Here is a 24811-nt window from a genome sequence, read left to right on the forward strand (position 1 = left end):
AAAATGGCTCTTATAGATTTAATTGAAGCTTCAAAAAAATTTGGAGACAAAATAATTTTAAATGAAGCAAATTTTAGTGCAAATGAGGGAGAAAAGATTGCCATTATAGGGAAAAATGGAGAAGGAAAATCTACTTTTTTAAAAACGCTTTTAGGCACGCTTCCTTTAGATAGCGGTAGAGTAATAAGACAAAATGGCAAAAGTATAGCCATGCTTTCACAAACCGTTGATTTTAATGCAAATTTAAGTGTAAAAGAAGCTATCAAGCAAGAGCTTGCAGAAATTTACAATGCTTTAGAAGAATATAAAATACTGCATAAAAAACTAGAAGAAGACCCTAGTAATAAAGATTATCTTAAAAAAATAGATACACTTATGACTCTGATTGATAGTAAAGATGCTTGGAATATAGAATCTAAAATAATACGTGTTTTAAAAGAATTTAGTTTGCTTGAGTATGAAAAACGCATTATATCTACTTTAAGTGGCGGAGAGATACGCCGCGTTGGGCTTTGCATACTTTTACTAAAAAATCCTGATATTTTATTGCTTGATGAGCCAACTAATCATTTAGATGTATATATGACAAGCTTTTTGGAAGAATTACTAAAAAATTCAAAGATGTGTGTGATTTTTATTTCCCATGATAGATATTTTATCGACGCTATAGCGCACAAGTGTGTAGAAGTAGAGCAGGGCAAACTTAGTGTTTTTAAAGGCGGATATGCAAACTATTTAGAGAAAAAAACACAAATTTTAGAAAATCTTGTTAAGAGTCATGAAATTCTTTTAAAGCAATTAAAAAGCGAAGAAGAATGGCTTAGAAGAGGGGTAAAAGCAAGACTTAAAAGAAACGAAGGACGAAAAGAACGCGTTTTTAAAATGCGTGAAGAAGCTAAAAAAAATCCTGGAGCAATCAAACGTTTAAAACTTGAAATTTCAAGAGCAGCTTTAAATTTTAATGGAGAAAAAATAGGTAATCGCAAAAAAATGCTTTTTGAACTTAAAAATATAAGTAAAATTGTAAACGATAAAAATCTTTTTAAAAATTTTTCAACACGTATTTTACAAGGCGAACGCATTGCTATTGTAGGAAAAAATGGTTGTGGAAAATCAACATTGCTAAAAATTCTTCTAGGAGAATTAAAGCAAGATAGTGGAGAAATAAAACGCGGGGAACTTAAAATAGGATATTTTGATCAAGCTAGAAGCTTGATAAATTCCGATAAAAGCTTGCTTGAAATTTTTTGTCCCAATGGTGGAGATAGAGTTGAAGTTCGTGGTAAAAATATGCATGTTTATGGATATTTAAAAAATTTTTTATTTCCTAGAGAATTTTTAGATAAAAGCATTGCTCTTTTAAGCGGTGGAGAGAAAAATCGTGTTGCTTTGGCTTTACTTTTTACCAAAGAATATGATATTTTAGTTTTAGACGAACCAACTAATGACCTTGATATAGCTACAATTAATATACTAGAAGAATATTTACTTAGTTTTAAAGGGGCTATTTTACTTGTATCACATGATAGATATTTTGTCGATAAAATTGCAACAAAACTTTATGCTTTCGAAGAAAATGGATATATAAATATCTTGCATACTCTTTATACTGAGTATCTTGAAAATGAAAAAGAAATTAAAGAATTTGATAATTTTATTTTAGAACTTCAAACCCGAGAGCAAAATAATAATCAAAAAGAAAAAAGTTCTAAAAAATTAAGCTATAAAGAAAATGAGATATTAAGAAATCATCCTGAAAAAATAGATTTTTTAGAACAAAAAATAGCAAAATTAAATCAAGATCTATCCGATCCAAGTGTATATCAAAAAATAGGCGTGGGAAAACTTTATCAAGAACTTGAAGTAGCACAAAAGGAACTTGAAATTCTAGAAAATGAATATTTTTTAGTATTAGAAAAAAGTGAAAATTTATAATTAAAAAGATTTTATAATTTTTATTCGATGGAGCGGGAAACGAGATTCGAACTCGCGACCCCAACCTTGGCAAGGTTGTGCTCTACCCCTGAGCTATTCCCGCAAAAATAAGTGGTGCCCGAGGTCGGACTCGAACCGACACAAGGTTGTCCTTACCAGATTTTGAGTCTGGCGCGTCTACCAGTTTCACCACTCGGGCTAGTTTAATATTTTAAAAGATAAAATTATACTTTTCTAGTCTAAAAAATACTTTAAAAATAAAAAGTATTTTCAAAAAGACGATATAAAATTATGTAATTTAAATTTTTGGAACAGTTATTGCTTTTAGCTATCATAGCAATTTTGAAAAGATTTCAACTTTAATATTTTCGAGGATAAAAATGAGAATTACAAATAAACTTAATTTCACAAATAGTGTGAATAATTCCATGGGTGGGCAAAGTGCTTTATATCAGATATCTCAACAACTTGCTTCTGGCTTAAAGATACAAAATTCATATGAAGATGCAAGTACTTATATAGATAATACGCGTCTTGAATATGAGATTAAAACATTAGAACAAGTAAAAGAATCAACAAGTAGAGCTCAAGAAATGACTCAAAACAGCATGAAAGCTTTGCAAGATATGGTTAAACTTCTTGAAGATTTTAAAGTTAAAGTAACTCAAGCTGCAAGTGATGGGAACTCTCAAACTTCAAGGGAGGCTATAGCAAAAGAATTAGAACGTATAAAAGAAAGTATAGTTCAGCTTGCAAATACTAGCGTTAATGGTCAGTATCTTTTTGCAGGCTCACAAGTTGCAAATAAACCTTTTGATTCTAATGGAAATTATTATGGAGATAAAAATAATATCAACGTAGTAACTGGAGCTGGAACTGAAAGTCCTTATAATATACCCGGATGGGATTTATTTTTCAAAGCGGATGGAGACTATAAAAAGCAAATTACTACTAATATCAGCTTTAAGGATAATCGCTATGCAGATAAAGATAAACAAGAATATTTAAACGGAGATTCTGCTTGGAAACAGCTTATCGGGCAAAATTATGTAAAAGATGGAAAATTAGATCCGGATATAGATTTTGAAGATAAAGACCGAAAACTTAACTTTCCACCTTCAACACTCTATGTTCAAGGAACAAAACCAGATGGAACAAGCTTTAAAAGTGCAGTTTTAGTAAAACCAGATGATAAAATAGAAGATGTATTAGAGCAAATTGGAGCACTTTATGGTAATACCGCCGATAACAAAGTCGTAGAAGTAAGCATTAATAATAGCGGCCAAATTCAAATCATAGATTTAAAACAAGGCAATAATAAATTAGACTTTCATGCCGTAGCCTATACTCCACAAATGGATAAAACTGAAGATTTTAAAGCAATGGAGAAATTTGTTAAAGAAAATGACCTTAATATGGATGATGTCACTAATGCTGTTATGCAAGAAGCTATGAAAAATGGTGATATTACCAATCCAACTAGTCCAGTTACTATTAAGTTAACAGGAAAAAACGGGGTTGAACAAGAATTTAGTTTTAGCTTAGCTCAAACTGATTTTATCAAAAGTAATATGACAGATTCGGCTGGAGATAAAGCAAATGGTGCAGATTATGATAATGTATATTTTGAAAAAAATGGTAATACAGTTTATGGTAATGTTTCTCAAGTTATCAAAGGAAGCAATGCTTATGCAACAGATTCAACTAAACTTAGCGAGGTAATGGCGGGAGATAGCCTAAATGGCACTACTTTAAATTTAAAAGTCAATTCCAAAGGTGGAAATTCTTATGATGTCACTATAAATTTAGGAAATTCAACTGTAAGTTATCCTGATCCTAATAATCCAGAACAAACCATAAGTTTTCCTATCATGCACACTGATCCAACAACAGGGAATAGTGGAGTAGTAACTCCATCAAATGAAATAACTTATGGTCAAATTAATGATATCATAGGTATGTTTGCAGCAGATAAAATTCCAACCCAAAGCATAACAGCTACAAATGGAAAAGTTGATGCAAATGGTTATAATAATTTACAACAACTCATGAAAGATTCACAAGCTACTGTTGATGTAAGTATGGATTATAAAGGTCGCATTAGCGTTACCGATAAGCTATCCTCAGGAACTAATATAGGAATTTCTTTAAGCGATTCTCAAAGTGGACATTTTCCACAACCACCTTATAGCACAACTGCACAAGTAGAGAATGGTCCAAATTTTAGTTTTAGTGCCAATAATGCTTTAGTTATAGATGAACCAAATGTTGATCTTATAAAAGATTTAGATACTATGATAGATGCGGTTTTAAGTGGTAATATGAGAGCCGATGGAAATTCGGCTGATCCAAGAAATACCGGAATGCAAGGAGCTTTAGAAAGGCTTGATCACTTAGCAGATCACATTAGCAAGCTTAATACAACTATGGGTGCATATCACAACACAATAGAAGATGTAAATACTCGTTCTACTTTTTTAAGCGTAAATGTACAATCTATCAAATCAAATGTTATTGATGTAGATTATGGTGAAGCGATGATGAATTTAATGCAAACCCAACTTGCATATCAAGCTTCTCTTAAGGCTAGCACAACCATATCTCAACTTAGCTTATTAAATTATATGTAAAATTTTATGGTATAATTTGGCTTCGATTTTATTTTCAAGGAAAGAATATTAAAAAAGAAGCCATTTTTACCAGCTCTACACTTGTTATTTTTTATCTTTGTCTTTGTATGCTAGCACCTAGTATGGGAGAATGGGTTTACAAGGCTAATTTATTTTTATTTGGAGAATTTGGGTATTATTATCCATTTTCTTTGCTTATATTAAATTATCTCTACTATAGAAAAAATTATAAAATAGAAAATTTTAAGCGTAGAGAGCTTTTTGGTTTTTCTTTAGCCTTTTTTTCTACCTTGCTTTTATTTTCTGTCTTTTATAGAGAGTTTGGATATATTTTAGAAATTGTATATGGATTTTTTTCTATAATCTTAGGGCATACAGGGAGTGGAATTTTTGCTCTTTTACTTTTACTATTTTCTTTGGTTTTATTGTTTCCAAAATTTGCAAAAGAAATTTTAAAAATAGAATTAGATTTTACTTATTTATTAAAAGCAGAGCAAGCTTTCAAATCTTTACTTATGCGTGTATTTGGTGGAGAAAATGAGAAAGAAGATGTAGGTAAATCAGAACCTATGGCTCCAAAATTAAATATTTTGCAAGATAGTGTTTATGAAAATTTACAAATAAATAAAAAAGAAAAAACTAATAACTTAGAACAGATAATTAAAGATAGTAATATCAATGCAAGTAAAAATTCAATTACCACAGCTAAGGAAAATTTTGAAAAACTAAAAAATCAAATTTTAGATGAAACCATAGAGATTGATAAACAAAGTTTAAAAGAATCAAGAAGTTTTGTTCATGAGTATTCTCAACAAGTGCGAAATTTCGCACAAAAGGCTAGTAAAATGAGCATTAGTCTTGATGAAGATTTTAATTTTATTTCAGAAGAAGAGGTAGATATGATTCCTGAACGTTTTTTAAAACCTAAAAAACTTGAAGATATAAAGCAAATAGATACAAATAAAAATTTAGATGAACCAAGTTATAAGCGTAAAAATATTGAAATTCCAGTTTCCAAACAAGAAGTTAAACCAAAAATTTTTACAAAAGAGCTTGAACTTAGAGAGAATTTGATAAAAAAAGAAAAACTAGAACAAGAATACAAAGCCTATCAAAATGAAATTTTAGAAAATAAAGTAAAACAGGAAATTAAAAAATTAGAAGAATATGATGCAATAAATTCAAGCGATATTATAGAAGGGAATAAATATAGTTTTAATAGCCCAAAAACAATCAAAACAGAAACAGAAGAATCAAACAAAATAAATGAAAATAAAAATCCAGATAAAGCAGACAATATCTTCGAATTTGCTCCCATTGTAGAAGAGTTAAATCATCCTTATATAGAACCTACTCCTATAAAAAATATAAATGAAATAGTTATAGAAGAAAAAAATACACTAGATTTTATCCAAAATACAGAAACTAAAATCGATGATGAAAAAACAAATGATCAAGAAATTAAACTTCAAAAAGCAGTTTTAGCCAAAGAAATTGCTATTAATCAAGCTTTATTGCGTGAAATAGAGCAGGGCGAAGTAGAAAAACCAAAAGATTTCACCTTGCCGCCATTAGATTTTTTGGCTAATCCAAAAGAGCATAGACAAGAAATCAATGAAAGTGAAATAGATAAAAAAATTTATAATCTTCTTGAAAAGTTGCGTCGTTTTAAAATAGGCGGCGATGTTATAAGCACTTATGTTGGTCCTGTTGTGACTACTTTTGAATTTCGTCCTAGTGCAGATGTAAAAGTAAGTCGTATTTTAAATTTACAAGATGATTTAACTATGGCTTTAATGGCAAAATCAATCCGTATTCAAGCTCCAATACCAGGAAAAGATGTTGTAGGTATAGAAGTTCCAAATGATGAAATTCAAACCATTTATCTAAGAGAAATTTTACAAAGTGAAGTTTTTAAAAATGCTAAAAGTCCTTTAACTATAGCTTTGGGTAAAGATATAGTAGGCAATGCTTTTGTAACCGATCTTAAAAAACTTCCGCATTTGCTTATTGCAGGAACTACAGGTAGCGGTAAAAGCGTAGGGATAAATTCTATGCTTTTAAGTCTTTTGTATCGCAACTCTCCTAAAACTTTGCGTTTGATGATGATAGATCCTAAAATGCTTGAATTTAGCATTTATAATGACATTCCGCATCTTTTAACTCCTGTTATCACAGATCCAAAAAAAGCAGTCAATGCGCTTTCAAATATGGTAGCTGAAATGGAAAGACGCTATCGTTTAATGGCCGATGCAAAAACCAAAAATATAGAAAATTATAATGAAAAAATGAAAGAATTAGGCGGAGAAGAACTTCCTTTTATTGTAGTAATTATCGATGAACTTGCTGATTTAATGATGACTGCAGGTAAAGATGTAGAATTTTATATAGGAAGACTTGCACAAATGGCAAGAGCAAGCGGGATTCACTTGATTGTAGCTACACAACGACCTTCTGTGGATGTTGTAACAGGACTGATCAAAGCGAATTTACCAAGTAGAATTTCTTATAAAGTAGGGCAAAAAATTGACTCTAAAGTTATCTTAGATGCTATGGGTGCTGAGAGTTTACTTGGAAGAGGGGATTGTTTATTTACTCCTCCTGGAACAAGCTCTATAGTGCGTTTGCATGCGCCTTTTGCAAGTGAATTTGAAATAGAAAAAATCGTGGATTTTCTAAAGGATCAACAAAGCGTAGAATATGATGAAAGCTTTTTAAAAGATCAGCAAAGTGTGGGTGTTACAACAAATGAAAGCTTTTATGAGGAAGTAGATGAGCTTTATGAAGAAGCTAAAAGAGTAATCTTAGAAGATGGAAAAACAAGTATTTCTTATCTACAACGTCGTTTAAAAATCGGCTATAACCGCTCTGCAAATATTATTGAACAACTTACGCAAAACGGGATTTTAAGCGAACCTGATGCCAAAGGACAAAGGGAAATCTTATAAGATTTTCTTGTATTTTTGATATATAAAGCTGATTACAAAAGAAGAAATTTAAAAGACAAAAGCCCTATAAAAAGGGCTTAAAAATTATTTATCTCTAAGATTTAATTCGGTAATTAACTTACTATAAGAATTATAATCTTTTCTTTTAAGATAAGATAGAAGTCTTTTTCTTTGACCTACAAGTTTTAAAAGTCCCAATCTTGATGAAAAGTCTTTTTTGTAGATTTTTAAATGTTCTGTAAGTTCTGCAATTCTTGCAGTTAAAAGAGCTACTTGAACTTCTGTTGAACCAGTATCACCTGGTTTTTTAGCGAATTTCGCAACTATTTCTGCTTTTTTGGCCGAATCCAAAGCCATGATAGACCTCCTGAATTGGTAGAATAATAAAATTAAAGAACTGTAATTTTATCTTAAAAAGCAAAAAATAAACTGAATTTATCTTTTTTAGAAGGTTTTGTCAAAATTTAAGTCTTTTTCTAAGAATTATTTATTATAATTACTGCTATTTCTGTAGTTATAATAAGGAGAATTTGTGCTATTTACCAAAGCTAGCGAATACGCTTTACTTTCTTTAATTTATATTTCTCAAAAAGAAACACCTCAAGATGTAGATTCTTTAGCTTTAGAGCTTGATATTCCCAAAAGTTTTTTAGCTAAAATTTTACAAACTTTAGCTAAAGATGGTTTGTTAAAATCTTTTAAAGGAGCAAAAGGTGGTTTTGCTTTAATCAAAGAACCAAGTCAATATACTATAAAAGAAGTTGTTAATAGTGCTGAAAAAAAGGATATTAGTGTATTTGAATGCAGTGGTGGTACTTGTCCAAATAATAAAGAAGAAAATTGCACCTTAATGCCTATGTTAGTAAATTTACAAAATAAAGTAGATGAATTTTTAGATTCTATTACTTTAGAAGATATTATGAAAAATAATGGCAAAAAATAAAATAGTCGATTTAGTTTTTCCTTTCTTGGGGCCTTTAATTGCTCCTGTTTTAAAAGCTAAAAGCTTAACTATTGTTGGTTTTTTAATTTGTATTTTAGCTATTATTATAATTCCTTTACCAAGTCCTATTTTGGACTTTTTCTTAGCTTTAAGTATAGCTTTATCAGTATTAATTATTTTAATTTCTATTTATATACCTAAACCAACAGATTTAACAACTTTTCCAACTTTAATCTTGATTATTACTTTATTTAGACTTTCATTAAATATAGCTACCACAAGAATGATTTTAAGCGAAGGGCAAAATGGTCCTGAAGTCGTGAGTGAGATTATAGCAGCATTTGGAGAATTTGTTGTTGGCGGAAATATGGTCATTGGTGTGATCGTATTTTGTATCTTAGTATTGATTAATTTCATGGTTGTAACAAAAGGTAGTACAAGGGTTTCTGAAGTACAAGCAAGATTTACGCTTGATGCGATGCCAGGTAAACAAATGGCTATTGACGCAGATTTAAATGCAGGACTTATTGATGAACAAACCGCTAGGGCAAGACGTCAAGAAGTTATTGCTGAAGCAAACTTCTATGGTGCAATGGATGGTTCTTCTAAATTTATCAAAGGGGATGCTGTTGCAGGAATTATCATAACTATTATAAATATCATAGGTGGTTTTTTAATAGGATCTTTTCAACACGATATGGCTTTAAGCGATGCTGCTTCTACCTATACTATTTTAACCATAGGTGATGGACTTGTATCGCAAATTCCAGGGCTTATTACTTCTACTGCAACCGCTATAATTATCACTCGTGCAAGCAAAGATGAGGAAAATTTTGCAGAAGGAACTTTAACTCAACTTTTAAGCGAATATCGCACACTTTTAATAGTAGGTTTTGTACTTTTTATCTTTGCTTTAGTGCCTGGTTTGCCAACTTTATCCTTGGGCTTTATGGCTTTAGTTTTTTTAAGTCTTGGCTATCTTACCAAGCAGGTTAAAGAAGGTAAAATTGATATAACCACAGTTAAAAAAAGCAAACCAAGTGCTGCAGCTACATCTCAAAGTGGAGCAGGTGGAACAATGGCAGCACCTGCTAAGAAAAGCGAAGAGGAAATTCTCAAAGAAGAAGAGCACAAGATTAACGACATACTCAAAGTTGAAATTTTAGAACTTGAACTTGGATACGGACTTATTAAACTTGCTGAAAATGAACTTACAGAAAGAATTCGCTCAATGAGAAGAAGTATTGCTGAAAGTTTAGGATTTTTAATGCCGAAAATAAGAATAAGAGATAATTTAAGACTTAAACCAAATGAATATAGTTTTAAACTTAAGGGCGTATCTATAGCAAGTGCTGAAATTTATCCGGATAAATATTTAGCCATGGATAGTGGTTTTATCACAGAAGAGATAGAAGGGATTGCTACAAAAGAACCCGCTTTTAACTCTGATGCACTTTGGATTGATGCGAATTTAAAAGATGAAGCAACATTAAATGGCTATATAGTAATAGACCCTGCAAGTGTTATTTCAACACATATGAGCGAACTTATTAAAGCACACGCAAGCGAACTTCTTACACGTCAAGAGGTGCAAAATCTTCTTGATAAGGTTAAAAATGATTATCCAATCATCGTAGAAGGTGCTTTAGGTGTTGCACCTGTAAGCCTTATTCAAAAAATTCTTAAAGACTTACTTAAACACCACATACCTATTAAAGATATGCTTACTATCTTAGAATCTATAAGCGATATAGCTGAAGTAAGCAAGAGTTTTGATATGATTATCGAGCATGTAAGGGCGTCTTTAGCTAGGATGATTACAAACATGTATCTAGATGATAAAGGAAATTTAGATATTTTTATTTTAGATTCTGCTAGCTCTGCAGTTTTAATGGAAAATGTGCAATTTAGAGATGGGAGCTATCATTTACCCTTAAGTGTAGCTCAAACAGGAACTTTAGTAGATACTCTAAGGGCTGAAGTTGCCGCAGTAGCAAACGGTCGTATCAAGCCTTTTATACTTTGTGTTGAGCCGCAGCTTAGAAAATTCATTGCTGATATTTGTTATAATTTTAGCATTAATATAGTAGTGTTAAGTTTTGCAGAAATTGCAGAAAATACAAATTTTAATACCGAGGGTATTATTAGGATAGAACTTTAAGGAATATAATGAAAATTTATCATCTTTCACACACAGATCTTGATGGTTATGCTTGTCAATTTGTAGTAAATTTTTATTTTAAAAATGTGAAATTTTATAATTCTAATTATGGTAAAGAAATTAATGAAAATTTTAATTCTATTATAGACGATATAGAAAAAGATAAAAATTTCGGAAAAGCTATTATTCTAATAACAGATTTAAATTTAAATTTAAATCAATGCGAAGAATTTGAAAAAATTTGTAAAGAGAAAAATATTAAAATTTTTCTTCTTGATCATCATCAGAGTGGCGAAGAATGTGCTCAAAAATATTCTTGGTATTTACTTGATTCTAAAAGATGTGCAACTAAAATCGTTTATGATTTTTTCTCTAAAATCTGCACCCCTATTTTAGAACTTTCAAAATTTGTTGATGTGGTTAATGCTGTTGATATTTGGCTAAGCGAGGATGAAAATTTTGAACTTGGAAAGGTTTTTTTAAGCTTGATTGCCAATGCAAAAGAAATAAATCGCGTGATGTTTAAAGAATCACAAATTGATTATATGTTTTTCTTGCTTGATAAGGCTTGGAAATTTATAGGAAAAGAAAATGCGAATATTTTACTCGATAATGCTACTCATTTTATAAAAAAGGATTATTTTGCCAGAAAAAATGATGATACTCTTTCCAATTTAATTTCTTATTTTGTAGTTGAAAAACTAAGTGAACTAAAAGAAAATTTCAGTATAGAATATGAAGGCCATAAAGGTATTTTAACTTCAAATATAGGCAATACTTCTATTATTGGAAATGATTTTTTAGTAAAAAATCCTGATTATGACTTTTTTATTGATGTTAGTTCTAGAAAAACCTTAAGTTTTCGTGCAAATGGAAAAATAGATGTATGTTTAATGGCTAAAAATTTGGTAGGTGGTGGTGGACATAAAAATGCCAGTGGTGGACTTTTTGCGACATTTAAAGATGGAACAAATTATAATCATATTAAGGCTCAAATTATTGATTTAATCAAAAGCAAAGAACTTAAAAAGGAAAACAATGAATCAAAACAATAATAAAACCTTAAAAAATGAACTAGAAGCTTTACAATATGAGCTTAGCATAGTTTTAGAAGCTATGCTTTTATACGCCGGAGTTAAAAGAGAAAAATTAGAAAATGCAATAGAAGCTTATATCGATAATATAGATAATGTGCTCGAAAATTCTAACAAAGAAGGAGTTGATGAAATTTTAGAAGTGGTGGAATTTCTAAAAAATAAATACAAAGATTTTTTTCAATGAAAAAGTGTATTTTATTTTTTTTTAGTTTATATTCTTTAAGTTTTGCTAATATTTATGAAAAATTAAATGATTTTGCTTATGAAAAAAAACCAAACAAAGATTTTAAGATTCAAGAAGTTAAATTAGTGCAATTTTCACAAGAAAATAAAGAATGTCTTGAACTTTTAATAGAAGCTGGTCAAGTTAGAATTTTAAACAGTTATAATTCTTGTCAAAAATTGTCTAAAGATGAAAGTTTTCAAAAATTTCTTAATGAAGATTTTTTAAAACTTTATAAAAATAATGGATATTTAATTAATGAAAATTTACAAAATTTGAAAAATACCATGCAAGATATTATGATATATTATAAACTCCGATATTCTTTTAGTAAAGATGTAAAAGATATGAGTAAAAATAAGAATTTGGATATTTTAAATATAAATGAAAAAGACGGTGGTACTTTACTTTACAAAATCAACAATCAAGCTTGCGTTGGAATAGAACTTACAAGACATGACTCAAGAATGGCTATGAAAATATACGGAATAGAAAATTTGGATAAAGAGTGCAAACTATTTATCCAATCACCTTCTTTTAAAGATCTTTCCTATACAAAAAAAGATTTTAAATGGTATTATTTAGAATAAATAAATGCTTTAATTTTTAAATAAAAATTTTTAAAAATCGCACTTAAAGTAAAAGTATTTTGCCTTCCAAGATTTTGAAAAACGCAATTGTCTAAGTCTTTTTTTTCTTGAATGCTTAAATTTTTCATTAAACCAACCTCTAAAAATATTGCAAGCTTCAATTTTATCAAAAAAACTTTATTTTTATTTTAAAGTTTTAATTGTAAGACGAATAAATATTGTTTTAAGGATTTAAATTTTTTTATTGAAATATTATTAACTTTTATTGACTTTTTTAAAGCAAAGTTATATACTGAATTCGAGTTAGACAATTTTAAGGAGGAAAAATGATGAATAAATTTTCTATAGTTTTAACTTTGTTGCTATGTGGAAGTTGTGCTTTAGCCTTAGATCCAAATTTAGAAAAAACAAAAAGTGCAACAGGTATTGATCTGCCTACCGCTAAATGGAATTTACCTAAGGCTTTAAATGAAGATGGCACCATAGATGAAACTAAAATGCCAAAAAATTCAGAATATAGCAAAATGGTTATTTTGGGAAACAAGATTCTTAATGAAACAAGCAAATATGTAGGTCCACAGGCCAAAGATCCTAAAAAAAGATTTGCAGGAAATAATCTTTCTTGTTCAAGCTGCCATGCTAATGGTGGAAGTGTACAAAATCAATCAGGTTTTATAGGAATTTGGGCAAGATTTCCACAATATAATGCTAGGGGAGATAAAGTAATTACCTTAGCAGATAGGATCAATGGCTGTTTTGAGCGATCTATGAATGGTAAAAGAATGCCTAGTGATGCGCCTGAAATGAAAGCCATGCTAACTTATATGCAATGGTTATCTCAAGGGGTTCCAGTAGGAGCTAAGATAGAAGGGCAGGGACTTAAGAAGATAGATTTCATCTCAAGAGCAGCTGATCCTAAAAAAGGTAAGGCAATTTATATGGACAAATGCGCCGTTTGTCATCAAGAAAATGGATTGGGGCTTAAAAATGAGGATAGTGCAGGGGCGTATTATCTTTATCCACCACTTTGGGGTAATGATAGTTATAATACAGGAGCTGGAATGTATCGTCTTATCAAAGCTGCTTCTTATATTAAAGAAAATATGCCTCAAGGTGCACCTGACTTAAGTCTTGAAGATGCTTATGATGTAGCAGCTTACATGAATTCACAAGCTCGTCCTATTAAAGCAAATAGAGATAAAGACTTTCCAGATAGAAAGGTCAAGCCTTTAGATATGGATGTAGGACCTTATGATGATAGCTTTTCTACAACCCAACATCGCTATGGACCTTATACAAATATGATCAAAAAATAATTTTAAGGCAATTTTTATTGCCTTAAAAATTTATTATTTTATATTGCTTAATTTTTTAACTAGATCTTCTAAATCTTGCATTGAATTGATTGCACTTGGGTTAATTTGATATTTTCCATTAACAACAAAAGCAGGGGTGCCATAGGTTTTAGCTATATCATTAGCTCTTTGAAATTCACTTAAAATTTCTTTAGCTTTTGGGGTGCTTAAAAAATTTAACACTTCATTTTTATTTACATTCATAGCCTTTAAACCTATGTCGTAAAATTCATCTAAATTTGAAAAATTTCTTTGTTTGTTTAAAAAATAAGAAACAAAATAAACATCAGCAAGTTTATGAGATAAACTATCAGAATAACTCGCGTCTTTACCATTTTGTTCATCTTTGTATTGAGCAAAGGCAAAAAGCTCATTCATTTCTTTGGAAAATTCCCCATTCATTAAACTTACAGGATAGAGTTTAAAATGTAAATTTGGAAGAGCTTCTCTCAGTTTTTCAAGGGTTCCAAATTTATGATGATTATAACAATGTATACATTTATAAGAAAATGCTTCTATTACACTATTCTCAGAGTTAGGTAAACTTGGATTAAGAGTAATAAAACTATTATTTGCTAAAGCAAAGCTTGAATAAAATACAAGAGCTAAAACAAATTTGCAAAAAAAATTACGCATATTATATCCTTAGGTTAAATAAAATTTTTAAAGATAATTTTATTTAAAAAAAATAAATAAGCCCAAATTTATTTTTGAGCTTATTGTTATTTTTTAGGATTGAATGCTTGATCAACACACTAAAAGGCATTGCTTGATAACCCCCGTGCCTAAACCGCTAAATTGAATTTAAACAGAAGGCTTCTTAGCACCCCAATTAAATCCATCAATTTCAGGTTTTGATTCTCCAAAACTTACACCTTCTTTGCTAAGATCAAAAGCCATTCCAGCTGTTGCGTTCTAACCCATGGAGTTGTAATTCTATAAATCTCAAAGTTAAAGAGTTTTGCTAAGTCTCATGATCAATCCTTTAAAATGATTTAAACTAGCTATATTTTGATTTAGATTTTTTGGTTCGCCTATAAATTTAAGCACCAAAACCAAAGCAACAATCACTAATGCAAAAATTTTAGTATTAGGTTTATTTTTATCTAAAACATAAGCTATAAACATTACAAAAAGCACAATAAAACAGCATAAAAATGCTATAAGACAGCAAATTGCCATATTCATAAACTTTAAACTAGGAATCAAATACCAACCATTACTATAAAGCCCATTTTCAAAATCAGGTGGAGTTCCTATAAAAAATTTTTGAAAAGCATTAAGATGATTATAAGCATGTTCTGGAACCACAGGAGCATCCATCCCACATTCTCCTATTGGCAAAAACCAACTAGGAGCCCATTCATGCAAAGGTAAATTAAATGGATAAATAGGAATTTCACGACATCCATCTACACCTGCAAAAGGATTTTCAGAATAAACCACTTCATGGATATGATTTAAAGTTAAACAATGCTCCAAGCCAAGCCAAATTCCATAAAAAGCTAAGCTATAAGAAAAAATTTTTATAATATTATTTGTAGGGTTGATTAATGCAATCATACCACCTATAGCCATAACAAGCATATCAAATCTTATATACACACATTGTTCGCAAGGTTGCATAAAAAGATATTCTTGAAATAAAAAATGCGCTATACAAGTAAGTCCTATAGTAACTATGATCAAAATCAACCAAGGTTTACGTGTATCTTGCCATTTGGAAATATTAATTACAAAATTATTTCTCATTAGTCTTTTGCCTATTTCATCAGTATTAAATTTCTAAAGAAAATTTTAACCAAAAAAATATTAATCAAGAATAGGGGATTAAAAAATTTAATACACAAATTATCATTTTTATGTATATTTTGATAATAATATAAAATAATTTAATTTTTAAATATTCTTTATAGTTTTCAAAAAAAAGTAAAATATAATTTTAATTTACAAAATAAAATTATCAATTTTTTACATTATATTTTGTGGATAAGTTTATTTCACTCAAAAGGTAAAATCCTAAAAGTATGCAAAAATGATAGTTTAACCTATATTAAAGTAGAATAATCTAGATATATATAAAAAAGTTTGAAAATTATAGTTTTCAATACAAAATTATAAATTCTACATATTTTTACCTTTTATCATATCTTTTTATGATTGATATAAGATTTATTTAATAAAAATATTTCAATCTTTTTTTCTTGTTATATAAAAACAAACTTTTTCCTAAAAAAGCTTTTTTTTACTAAGTTAATACTAAAATACCTTTTCTAGTTAAAAAGCTAAAAATTTTAGATTAGGAAAAGTTTTTATGAAACACCCTTTAGATTGTGAAGAAAATTTTGAAAAATCATTCTTATTTTGGCTAGCAAAATATGTAAAATTTAAACTCAATTCGCTATCTAACAAAGAGTTAAAAAATCCACAAGCTTTAGCAGAAGTTAATTTTGCTCTTACAAAAGGTGTAAAGAACATCGAAGAACTTGACGCTCTAGCAAAAAAAGCAAGAAATGCTGGTTTAAGTGGAGTTAATACTTATTTTAACCCCTTAAAAAAAGTATTTGAGTACTTAATTTTTTACAAGCTTTACTCTTTAAAACAGATTGATGAAGAACTTATTGTAGAAGTTTTAGCAAGTATAACAGGTGCTTTATCAGATGCAAGCAAAAAAAATTATCGTATTGCTGTGATTAATTTTTTTGATTTTCTAAACAAGCAAAACGAAGAAGATGAAAAAGCACATATTTTCGATATCAATCTTAAAAACTGGGCAGGTATAGCAGGTTCTAAAGGGGTGAAATTACCTGAATTTATGAGTGAAGAAGAGCTTAAAAAATTTCTTGATGCTATTGAAAATGCAGATTTTAAAAACAATACCATACGCAATAAACTTATTATTAAAATCATCATTTTTACGGGCATACGGGTAAGCGAAGCTATCAATATCAAAATGGGTGATATTAGCGAAGAAAACGATCTTTATATCATAAGAATAAGAGCTAAAGGCAATAAATATCGCGTTGTAATGATAAAAAAAGAACTTATTTACGATTTGCTTAAAAATGTAAGTATCAATTACATGAGTAAAGACGCCCTACTTTTTGTCAATAAAAAAGGCACTCCACTGACTCAATCTTATGTCAGTCGCATAGTAGAACAGCTTTTATTTCGTGCAGGAATTCGCAAACAAAAAAATGGTGCTCACATGTTGCGTCATACTTTTGCTACTCTACTTTATAAAAAGCAAAAAGATTTAGTTTTAGTTCAAGAAGCTTTAGGGCATGCAAGTTTAAATACCTCAAGAATTTACACTCATTTTGATAATGATAAATTAAAACTTGCCGCACAGGTTGCAAAGGAATTAAGTGACTCTTGAAAACTATGCTATTTTTGGTAAATATTTTTACCATGATTTAAAACACACTTTAAAAGCCTTTAGCCACAAAGAAAATAAAAAATGCTTTAAATTTATAGAAAAATATAAAAATGATTTTTATATTTTAATGCTTGCTGATTATGAGCTATATAGATATTTTCAAGATAAAAATTTCATAAGTAAAAAACCTTATTTGTCCGTATTTGCTTTTAAAAAAAGAAAAAAATTTCAAAAAGAAGATATCGATGAAGAAAAATTTATTCCTGAATTTGTAAATTTTTTAGATCAAGATAATTACAAAGAAAATTTCATCAAAGTTAAAGAGGCGATCTCTAAAGGAAGAGTTTATCAAATCAACCTCACTCAAAATTTTAAATTTCATAGCAAAATGGATTCTTTTGAACTTTTTAAACTTTTGCTTTCTAGACAAGATACTGAATTTAAAGCTTTTATAAAAGATGAAACAAGAGAAATTTTATCCTTCTCTCCTGAACTTTTCTTCAAAACCAAAAAAAGAAAAATATTTACAAAACCTATGAAAGGCACGATTAAGCGTGATAAAGATCCTATAAAAGATGAAGAAAATAAAATTTTCTTGCAAAATGATACAAAAAATCTAAGTGAAAATGTTATGATTTGCGATCTTTTACGCAACGATCTTTCAAAAATCATCACAAAAAAAAGCTTAAAAACCAAACTTTTTGAAATTCAAAGTCACCCTACTTTACATCAAATGACTTCAAGTGTACAAGGTAAACTTAAAAAAAATATTTCTTTATATCAAATTTTTAAAGCTCTCTTTCCTTGCGGTTCTATTACAGGTGCTCCAAAGCTTGAAAGCATTAAATTTATTAAAGAATTAGAACAAAGAGATCGTGGTATTTACTGTGGAACCATAGGTTTAATACACAAAAATAAAAGCAAATTTAGCGTAGCCATACGCACCTTAGAAAAACAAGATGAAATTTATACTTATAGCACGGGCAGTGGTTTGGTTTGGGACTCAAAATTCAAAGATGAATTTGAAGAATTAAAACTTAAAAGCGCGATCTTAAATTCTTGTGATTTTCATCTTTTTGAAACCATGTATTTTAAAAATTCTCAAATTTTATTTTTAAAAGAACACTTGTTAAGGCTTATAAATTCAGCTCTTAAATTTAATTTTAATACTCGCAACATCTTTAAAGATTTTTATAATATTTTAAATCAAAAAAGTTCTTATAAAGAATATCAAAATTTTACACTTTTTAAACTTGATGAAAAAATTTTCCACAAAAAACACTCTTTATTTTACAATTTCCCCCTACCCTTTAAAAATCCACATAAGGAAGGAATTTTAAAACTGATTTTATACAAAGATGGAAAATACGAATTCCAACAAAGCACCTTAAAACAAAATTCAAATGATATTTTGCTTTTAAGTGATGATAAAATTAACTCAAAAAGCGATAATCTCTATCACAAAAGCTCTTTACGTACTTTTTATAATCAACACTCATGCAAATGGCAGAAAAACTTGTGTTATGATATAGCTTTTTTTAACGAAAAAAATGAACTTTGCGAAGGCTCAAGAACCAATCTCATCTTAGAAAAAAACGCTCAATTTTATACTCCACAAATTCAAAGCGGTATGTTAAATGGCGTATATAGAAATTTCTTAGTCAATCTTGGCTTGATAAAAGAAAAAGCATTATTTAAGCAAGATTTATTTGAAGCGGAAAATATTTATTGCATTAATTCTGTGCGTGGTTTAAAAAAGGTAAAATTACAATGAAGAAAATTTTATTTATAGATAATTATGATTCTTTTAGTTATACCATCATCCATTATCTTAAAGAACTTGGTTTTGAATGCAAAGTGATAAAAAATGATGCCTTTAAAAAAGCTAAAGAACTAGAAAAACTTGATTTTACTCATCTTATCATCTCTCCTGGCCCTCATTCTCCTAAGGAATCTAAATTAAGCTTAAAAGCAATCAAATATTTTAAAAAAAATAAAAAAATTTTAGGTATATGTTTAGGACATCAGTGTATAGCTGAAGTTTTTGGCGGCAAGGTTTCTAAAATGCAAAACCCCATGCATGGTAAAATTTCTAAACTTTATTTTAAAAAAGATCCTATTTTTAAGGGTATTAAACAAGAAATTAAAATTTGCTTATATCATTCTTTGTACATTAGTTCTATGCCTAAAAAATGCAAAATTCTAGCTCATAATTCAGAAAATATCATTATGGCAATTAAACATAAAAAATATCCCGTTTATGGATTGCAATTTCACCCTGAAGCGGTTTTAACCCAAAAAGGCAAAAAAATACTTAAAAATTTTATGAAACTTTAGCCTTTTTTGCATTTAAAACAACGCTAAATATAATCAAATCAAATTTATAAACAAAAAACAAGTCAACAATAAAAAAATGTTCATTTTGTGTTAATAATACTTGTTTTTCTTTTAATAATATGATAATATACACATACAAATTTAAATTTTAAAAAAGGAGTTTATTTATGAAACATCATAAATCGATCATGCTTTCTGCAATCGCAGCAAGTTTTATAGTTGCCCACGGGGGGGGGGCTTTATGCACAAGATATCACTAACGATACTAAACTAACACAAGATAAAGACAATAAGAGTCATTACACCTATGAATTTAACACAGGTGATACTATTAAAACAGAACTTGGCAAAACTAAATTTACAGGTGACGAAAACAGTATCAAACATCTTACTATAAAAGCAGGAAAAGATCAAAATGGTGGATTAAAATTTACAGGATCTACTCATCAAAAAGCATCTTTAGGTGATGGCTATAGTTTTGATCTTACGGCAGACAGCTTAAATTTTACAGGAGATGCCATAGGTGATGCAAATATTATTGCCACTAATGGTGCAAGCACTATCGATGCTAAAAATGGCGTAGAATTAAACAACGGACATATACAAGTAGGTAGTGGAACTTTCTTTGATCAAAGCTTTAATGGTTCTTTAACCATCAATGGAGATTTAAAACTTACCAATAGTAGCGTTACAAACTTTGGACAAGCTAATTTTAATGTTAATGGAAAAGTAAGTGCTCAAAATACAACATTTGAAGCTGAAGCATTGGATTTAAGTCGTGTAACTAGCAATGGTTTTTATATCATGAGTGCTTCAGAAGGCTTTGAAAATGCAGCAAATTCAAGTAAAAGCTTTACAGATACTAGTAGTAACAACAAAGGAAATTTAGTTTTTCACAATCCATTAGTAAATATTTCTTCTAATCTTATGAATCAAAATTACGCAGGTGGAGTAGGCACTATAACTGATTTTGATGAAATTGCACCAACAACCGATCTAAGCAGTCTTTATGCAACAGAACTTGTTCAAAAAGGCAATAGTCTTTATGTAAATGGAAATTTTGCTACCATCAAAAATGGTAGAGTTGATTTTGATGCATTAAACGCAGCCATCAAAACAGAATTTACAAAGCAAAAAACCGAATTAGAAAAACTTTATAAGGTTGATAATAAAGTAGAAAGTGGAACATTCTTTACTAATAAAAAATCAATTGAGGGAGAAATAACAAAATATAACACAGAAAAAACTGGCACTATTGCTCAATCTCAACAAGCTGTTGATACTGCTAAAGCTGCGCTTGATAAGGCCAATCAAGAAGGTAAACAAGAAGCAATTAAAACAGCTCAAGAAACTTATAATGCAGCTGTAAAAAAACTTGAAGACGATAAAAAAACTCTAAGCGAACTTAACAATCGTTTAGCAGAATACAACGCGCTTATCGAAGACGTTAAAAACAAAACAGCTAATTTAGACAAGAAAATAAATGATACAAATTTCAACATTGCAGCTGGACAAAAAGGACAAATTTTTGCTTCTTTAGCTACTTCAAATGTAGGTGGTAAATTAGCTGGAACAGCTGATTATATCTTTGCTAATGGTAAAGTAATCAACGATGTAGAAAGAGCAGCCCAATCAAATGCAGGAAATTCAGCTCTAAATGCTCCTATTGGTGCTATCAATATGTCAAACGATATGGCTATATCAAATCGTTTAGCTAAATTTAGCAATCCTTATTCAACTGTAAATGTAGCTTCTTTAGAAGGCTTAAAATTTGCAGCAGGAAATGGAATCGCTAGCGATTCTCAATACGCTTATGGAGCAAGAAGCTATGATAATAATGTATGGGCAAATGTAATCGGTGGTGCTAATATCATCGATAGTAAAAGCGGTGCTTTATATGGTGTAAGCGTAGGTTATGATCGCTTAGTAGGTGAAGATACTATTCTTGGTGCTTATTTAACTTATGCTGATTCAAAAATTAAAACTAGCATGGTAAATCAAGAAAGTGATAACTTACAACTTGGTTTATACTCAAGAACACTTTATGGAAATAGCGAATTTGACTTTAAAGGCTATGCACAATTTGGCTGGACTGATCAAGATAGATTTATAGCTGGAACAATAAATTCATCTGATTTTACTAGAAAATTCTTAGGTGCTAGTGGAACTTATGGTTATGTATTTGATATGGGAAATGATTTTTATATCAAACCTTTAGCAGGACTTAATTTTTATTATTCTTTCACACCTGATTACAATGAAAATGGTGCATACGCTCAACATGTTCAATCACAATCTAGCTTTGATACTAGTATAGAAGCAGGCGCTGAATTTAGAAAATATCTTTCAAAAGAAAGCTATATTTATGCTATGCCAAAAATCGAGCAATACATAATCACTTCAGGAGATGATTACACAGCTAGATTTTTAGGAAGCCCTACTTCATTTACTATCAATGGAAGTGATAAGAAAAAAACTTATGGCTCATTTATAGTTGGTGGAGATGTTAATATAAAAAATCAATGGGCGTTTACTTTCTCAGCGGGTGTTAAACATCTTTTAAGTGGTAAAGTAAATGATGAAAGCGAAACTTATTTAAGCGGAAATATCGGACTTAAATATCAATTCTAATCCTAAAAAATAGAATTCTCCTTTGCAAAGCCGTAAAGGCTTTGCATCCTAAAATAAATATCATTAAATCCTATATTAAGCATAACTATAAAATCAAAAAATAATAAACTTTTACAAAGCTTAAAAAATGTATAATATATTATAAAATTTAAAATCAAGGCTGTTTTTATGACTTATTTAGAAATAGAAGGCACAAATCATCTAAGCGGAAATGTTACAATAAGCGGGGCAAAAAATTCCGCCCTACCCTTGATCGTTTCAAGCATACTTGCTAAAAACGAAGTAAAAATCAACAATGTTCCTAATGTTGCCGATATAAAAACTCTTATATCTTTGCTAGAAAATTTAGGAGCTAAGGTCAATTTTCAAAACAATAGTGCTTTATTAAACACAAACACTCTTAATCAAACCATAGCCAAATATGACATTGTGCGTAAAATGCGTGCTTCTATACTTACTCTAGGGCCTTTGCTTGCTCGTTTTGGACATTGTGAAGTATCTTTGCCTGGAGGATGTGCTATAGGACAAAGACCTATTGATTTGCATCTTTTAGCCTTAGAAAAAATGGGGGCAAATATACAAATCAAACAAGGCTATGTCGTAGCTAGTGGAAATTTAAAAGGCAATGAAATTCTTTTTGATAAAATCACGGTTACAGGTAGTGAAAACATCATCATGGCAGCAGCTTTAGCTAAGGGCAAAACCAAACTCTTAAATGTTGCAAAAGAACCTGAAGTAGTTCAACTTTGCGAAGTTTTAAAAGACGCAGGACTTGAAATCAAAGGCATAGGCACAGATGAACTTGAAATTTATGGCAGCGATGGAGAACTTTTAGAATTTAAAGAATCTAGCGTTATACCTGATAGAATTGAAGCAGGAACTTATCTTTGTGCGGGAGCTATTACAAATTCTAAAATTACTTTAGATAAAGTTAACGCCACTCACCTTAGTGCAGTTTTAGCAAAACTTCATCAAATGGGTTTTGAAACTTTGATTACAGAAGATAGCATCACCCTACTTCCTGCTAAAGAAATTAAACCTATAGAAATCATGACAAGTGAATATCCAGGCTTTCCAACCGATATGCAAGCACAGTTTATGGCGCTAGCTTTAAAGGCTAATGGAACTAGCATTATCGATGAAAGATTATTTGAAAATCGCTTCATGCACGTAAGTGAACTTTTAAGAATGGGTGCAGATATTAAACTCAATGGTCATATTGCTACCATAGTAGGCGGAAAAGATCTTAACGCTGCTGATGTTATGGCTACAGATTTGCGTGCTTCTTCAGCTCTTATCTTAGCGGCTCTTGCAGCTAAAGGCACAAGTAAAGTCCATAGAATTTACCATCTTGACAGGGGTTATGAAAATTTAGAAGAAAAATTTAAAGGTTTAGGTGTAAAGATCACAAGGCTTGAAGAATGAAAAATATCTTTGAAACCTTAAAAGACTTAGAAAATCAAATTTCATGCTTAGATGAAAGTGAGCTTATCAGCCTTGAAAAAGCAAAAGATAGAATTTTAGCTAAAGATTTATACGCTACAAAAAATCTACCCAGTTTTGATAATGCTGCCCTTGATGGCTATGCTTTTAATTATGCTGATATCAATGAGGCTTTAGAAATTAAAGGAAGCATTTTTGCAGGAGATAAAAATTTTTATACAATTGCTAAAAATGAGTGTTATAAAATCATGACAGGGGCTAAAATGCCCAAAAATGCTGATACTATCTTAATGTTAGAAGATGAGTACATAGAAGAAAATAAACTCATCATTAAAAAAGCTCCTAAACAATACAATGCCTATCGTTACAAAGGAGAAGAATTAAAAAAAGGCGAACCTTTGCTTCAAAAAGGCACCAAACTTAATGATAAACATATCACCCTACTTGCTTCTCAAGGGCTTTATAAAATAGAAGTCATAAGAAAAATTCACATAGGCATTTTTTCAAGCGGAAATGAACTTAAAGAACCTTGGCAAGAATGCGATGAAGAAAGTATTTATAACGCCAATGCTTTGCCTTTACTAACCATGTTACAAAATGCTTTTTACTTAGGTATTATCAAAGATGATTTTAAAAGTACTAAAGAAGCTTTAAAAAATACAAATTTTGATCTTTTAATCACTTCAGGAGGTGCAAGCGTTGGCGAGGCTGATTTTATGGAAAAAGCTTTAGATGAATTAGGCTTTACTCCGCTTTTTAAAGGATTAAAAGCACGCCCTGCAAGACCTACTAAGCTTTATAGAAAAGGTGAAAATTTCGTATTGATTTTACCAGGAAATCCTATGGCAGCCTATCTTTCTTGTTTTATTTTTGCTAAAAAAATCATTGCTTTATTAAGTGGAAATCTAGAAAATCCTTTAAAATTTCATGCCAAAATGGGCATAGATTTAAAGCTTAAAAATGGAAGAAATAATCTCATCTTAGGAAATTTAGAAAAAGATATTTTTACACCATTTAATGAAAACAAATTTGGATCTGGTATGATACTTCCACTTGTTAAAAGTGAGTTTTTACTTATAAGTGAAGAAAATACAAGTGAATTAAAAAAAGGTGATGAAATCATGCTTTTAAAAATATAA

19 protein-coding genes and 2 tRNA genes are annotated in these 24811 nt (G+C 29.8%); 15 read left to right on the plus strand and 6 right to left on the minus strand.

Going from position 1 to position 24811, the window contains the following annotated elements; all coding sequences use genetic code 11:
• Positions 1 to 3: 3 nt before the first annotated feature.
• Positions 4 to 1935 (plus strand): ribosomal protection-like ABC-F family protein, encoded by a 1932-nt coding sequence (abc-f, locus tag ACOTU8_RS02285; protein ID WP_422341608.1) that lies wholly within the window; start codon positions 4 to 6, stop codon positions 1933 to 1935.
• A gap of 28 nt (positions 1936 to 1963) precedes the next feature.
• Here abc-f and ACOTU8_RS02290 read toward each other — a convergent pair.
• Together ACOTU8_RS02290 and ACOTU8_RS02295 are read right to left on the minus strand one after the other, a co-directional pair.
• Positions 1964 to 2038: transfer RNA gene (locus tag ACOTU8_RS02290), tRNA-Gly, on the minus strand.
• A gap of 9 nt (positions 2039 to 2047) precedes the next feature.
• Positions 2048 to 2134, minus strand: a tRNA-Leu gene (locus ACOTU8_RS02295).
• A 181-nt stretch (positions 2135 to 2315) separates the two neighbouring features.
• Between ACOTU8_RS02295 and flgL the strand changes: the two genes are divergently transcribed.
• Both flgL and ftsK read left to right on the plus strand, forming a co-directional pair.
• On the plus strand, positions 2316 to 4565 hold the full coding sequence (gene flgL / locus ACOTU8_RS02300; protein WP_422341609.1) for a flagellar hook-associated protein FlgL: 2250 nt from the start codon (positions 2316 to 2318) through the stop codon (positions 4563 to 4565).
• A gap of 107 nt (positions 4566 to 4672) precedes the next feature.
• Entirely contained in the window at positions 4673 to 7513 is a 2841-nt protein-coding gene (ftsK, locus tag ACOTU8_RS02305) for a DNA translocase FtsK (protein WP_422341610.1), read from the plus strand.
• A gap of 84 nt (positions 7514 to 7597) precedes the next feature.
• On the opposite strand, the gene rpsO is transcribed toward ftsK, so the two are convergent.
• Positions 7598 to 7870 (minus strand): 30S ribosomal protein S15, encoded by a 273-nt coding sequence (gene rpsO, locus ACOTU8_RS02310; protein ID WP_002852579.1) that lies wholly within the window; start codon positions 7868 to 7870, stop codon positions 7598 to 7600.
• Between the two features lie 175 nt (positions 7871 to 8045).
• Here rpsO and ACOTU8_RS02315 point away from each other — a divergent pair, with 175 nt between their 5' ends.
• From ACOTU8_RS02315 to ACOTU8_RS02335, 5 genes are read left to right on the plus strand one after another with little or no spacing between them, the layout of a single operon-like run.
• Positions 8046 to 8456 (plus strand): Rrf2 family transcriptional regulator, encoded by a 411-nt coding sequence (locus tag ACOTU8_RS02315; RefSeq protein ID WP_422341611.1) that lies wholly within the window; start codon positions 8046 to 8048, stop codon positions 8454 to 8456.
• Positions 8443 to 10617, plus strand: coding sequence for a flagellar biosynthesis protein FlhA (flhA, locus tag ACOTU8_RS02320; protein ID WP_422341612.1), 2175 nt, complete (start codon positions 8443 to 8445; stop codon positions 10615 to 10617). Before ACOTU8_RS02315 ends, flhA begins: the two co-directional genes overlap by 14 nt.
• 8 nt (positions 10618 to 10625) lie before the next feature.
• Positions 10626 to 11672, plus strand: a complete 1047-nt coding sequence (locus tag ACOTU8_RS02325; RefSeq protein ID WP_422341613.1) for a DHH family phosphoesterase — start codon at positions 10626 to 10628, stop codon at positions 11670 to 11672.
• Positions 11656 to 11898, plus strand: a complete 243-nt coding sequence (locus ACOTU8_RS02330; RefSeq protein ID WP_422341614.1) for a hypothetical protein — start codon at positions 11656 to 11658, stop codon at positions 11896 to 11898. Before ACOTU8_RS02325 ends, ACOTU8_RS02330 begins: the two co-directional genes overlap by 17 nt.
• Entirely contained in the window at positions 11895 to 12527 is a 633-nt protein-coding gene (locus tag ACOTU8_RS02335; RefSeq protein ID WP_422341615.1) for a hypothetical protein, read from the plus strand. The genes ACOTU8_RS02330 and ACOTU8_RS02335 overlap by 4 nt, the downstream gene beginning before the upstream one ends.
• On the opposite strand, the gene ACOTU8_RS02340 is transcribed toward ACOTU8_RS02335, so the two are convergent.
• Positions 12515 to 12655 carry a hypothetical protein gene (locus ACOTU8_RS02340; RefSeq protein WP_422341616.1) on the minus strand — a complete coding sequence of 47 codons (141 nt, stop codon included), beginning with the start codon at positions 12653 to 12655 and terminating at the stop codon, positions 12515 to 12517. The genes ACOTU8_RS02335 and ACOTU8_RS02340 overlap by 13 nt on opposite strands.
• Positions 12656 to 12856: 201 nt before the next feature.
• Between ACOTU8_RS02340 and ACOTU8_RS02345 the strand changes: the two genes are divergently transcribed.
• Positions 12857 to 13843, plus strand: a complete 987-nt coding sequence (locus ACOTU8_RS02345; RefSeq protein WP_422341666.1) for a c-type cytochrome — start codon at positions 12857 to 12859, stop codon at positions 13841 to 13843.
• A 33-nt stretch (positions 13844 to 13876) separates the two neighbouring features.
• Here the strand turns inward: ACOTU8_RS02345 and dsbA are convergent, their stop codons facing one another.
• Positions 13877 to 14518 carry a thiol:disulfide interchange protein DsbA/DsbL gene (gene dsbA / locus ACOTU8_RS02350; protein ID WP_422341617.1) on the minus strand — a complete coding sequence of 214 codons (642 nt, stop codon included), beginning with the start codon at positions 14516 to 14518 and terminating at the stop codon, positions 13877 to 13879.
• Between the two features lie 315 nt (positions 14519 to 14833).
• A complete protein-coding gene (gene dsbI, locus ACOTU8_RS02355; RefSeq protein ID WP_422341618.1) occupies positions 14834 to 15634 on the minus strand; it encodes a protein-disulfide oxidoreductase DsbI in 801 nt (266 codons plus the stop codon).
• A gap of 562 nt (positions 15635 to 16196) precedes the next feature.
• Here dsbI and xerD point away from each other — a divergent pair.
• The 6 genes from xerD to moeA all read left to right on the plus strand — a co-directional run bounded on the left by xerD (position 16197) and on the right by moeA (position 24811).
• Positions 16197 to 17261 (plus strand): tyrosine-type recombinase/integrase, encoded by a 1065-nt coding sequence (gene xerD / locus ACOTU8_RS02360; RefSeq protein ID WP_422341619.1) that lies wholly within the window; start codon positions 16197 to 16199, stop codon positions 17259 to 17261.
• A complete protein-coding gene (gene pabB / locus ACOTU8_RS02365) occupies positions 17251 to 19035 on the plus strand; it encodes a chorismate-binding protein (protein ID WP_422341620.1) in 1785 nt (594 codons plus the stop codon). Before xerD ends, pabB begins: the two co-directional genes overlap by 11 nt.
• Positions 19032 to 19598 carry an anthranilate synthase component II gene (gene pabA / locus ACOTU8_RS02370; protein WP_422341621.1) on the plus strand — a complete coding sequence of 189 codons (567 nt, stop codon included), beginning with the start codon at positions 19032 to 19034 and terminating at the stop codon, positions 19596 to 19598. Before pabB ends, pabA begins: the two co-directional genes overlap by 4 nt.
• A gap of 219 nt (positions 19599 to 19817) precedes the next feature.
• The gene (locus tag ACOTU8_RS02375; RefSeq protein ID WP_422341622.1) at positions 19818 to 22229 is read left to right on the plus strand and encodes an autotransporter domain-containing protein; all 2412 of its coding nucleotides are present in this window, start codon (positions 19818 to 19820) and stop codon (positions 22227 to 22229) included.
• Between the two features lie 168 nt (positions 22230 to 22397).
• Entirely contained in the window at positions 22398 to 23654 is a 1257-nt protein-coding gene (gene murA / locus ACOTU8_RS02380) for a UDP-N-acetylglucosamine 1-carboxyvinyltransferase (protein ID WP_422341623.1), read from the plus strand.
• A complete protein-coding gene (gene moeA / locus ACOTU8_RS02385; RefSeq protein ID WP_422341624.1) occupies positions 23651 to 24811 on the plus strand; it encodes a molybdopterin molybdotransferase MoeA in 1161 nt (386 codons plus the stop codon). The genes murA and moeA overlap by 4 nt, the downstream gene beginning before the upstream one ends.

Source organism: Campylobacter jejuni, from assembly GCF_049221745.1.
In the GTDB taxonomy this organism is placed as follows: Bacteria; Campylobacterota; Campylobacteria; order Campylobacterales; family Campylobacteraceae; genus Campylobacter_D; species Campylobacter_D jejuni_E.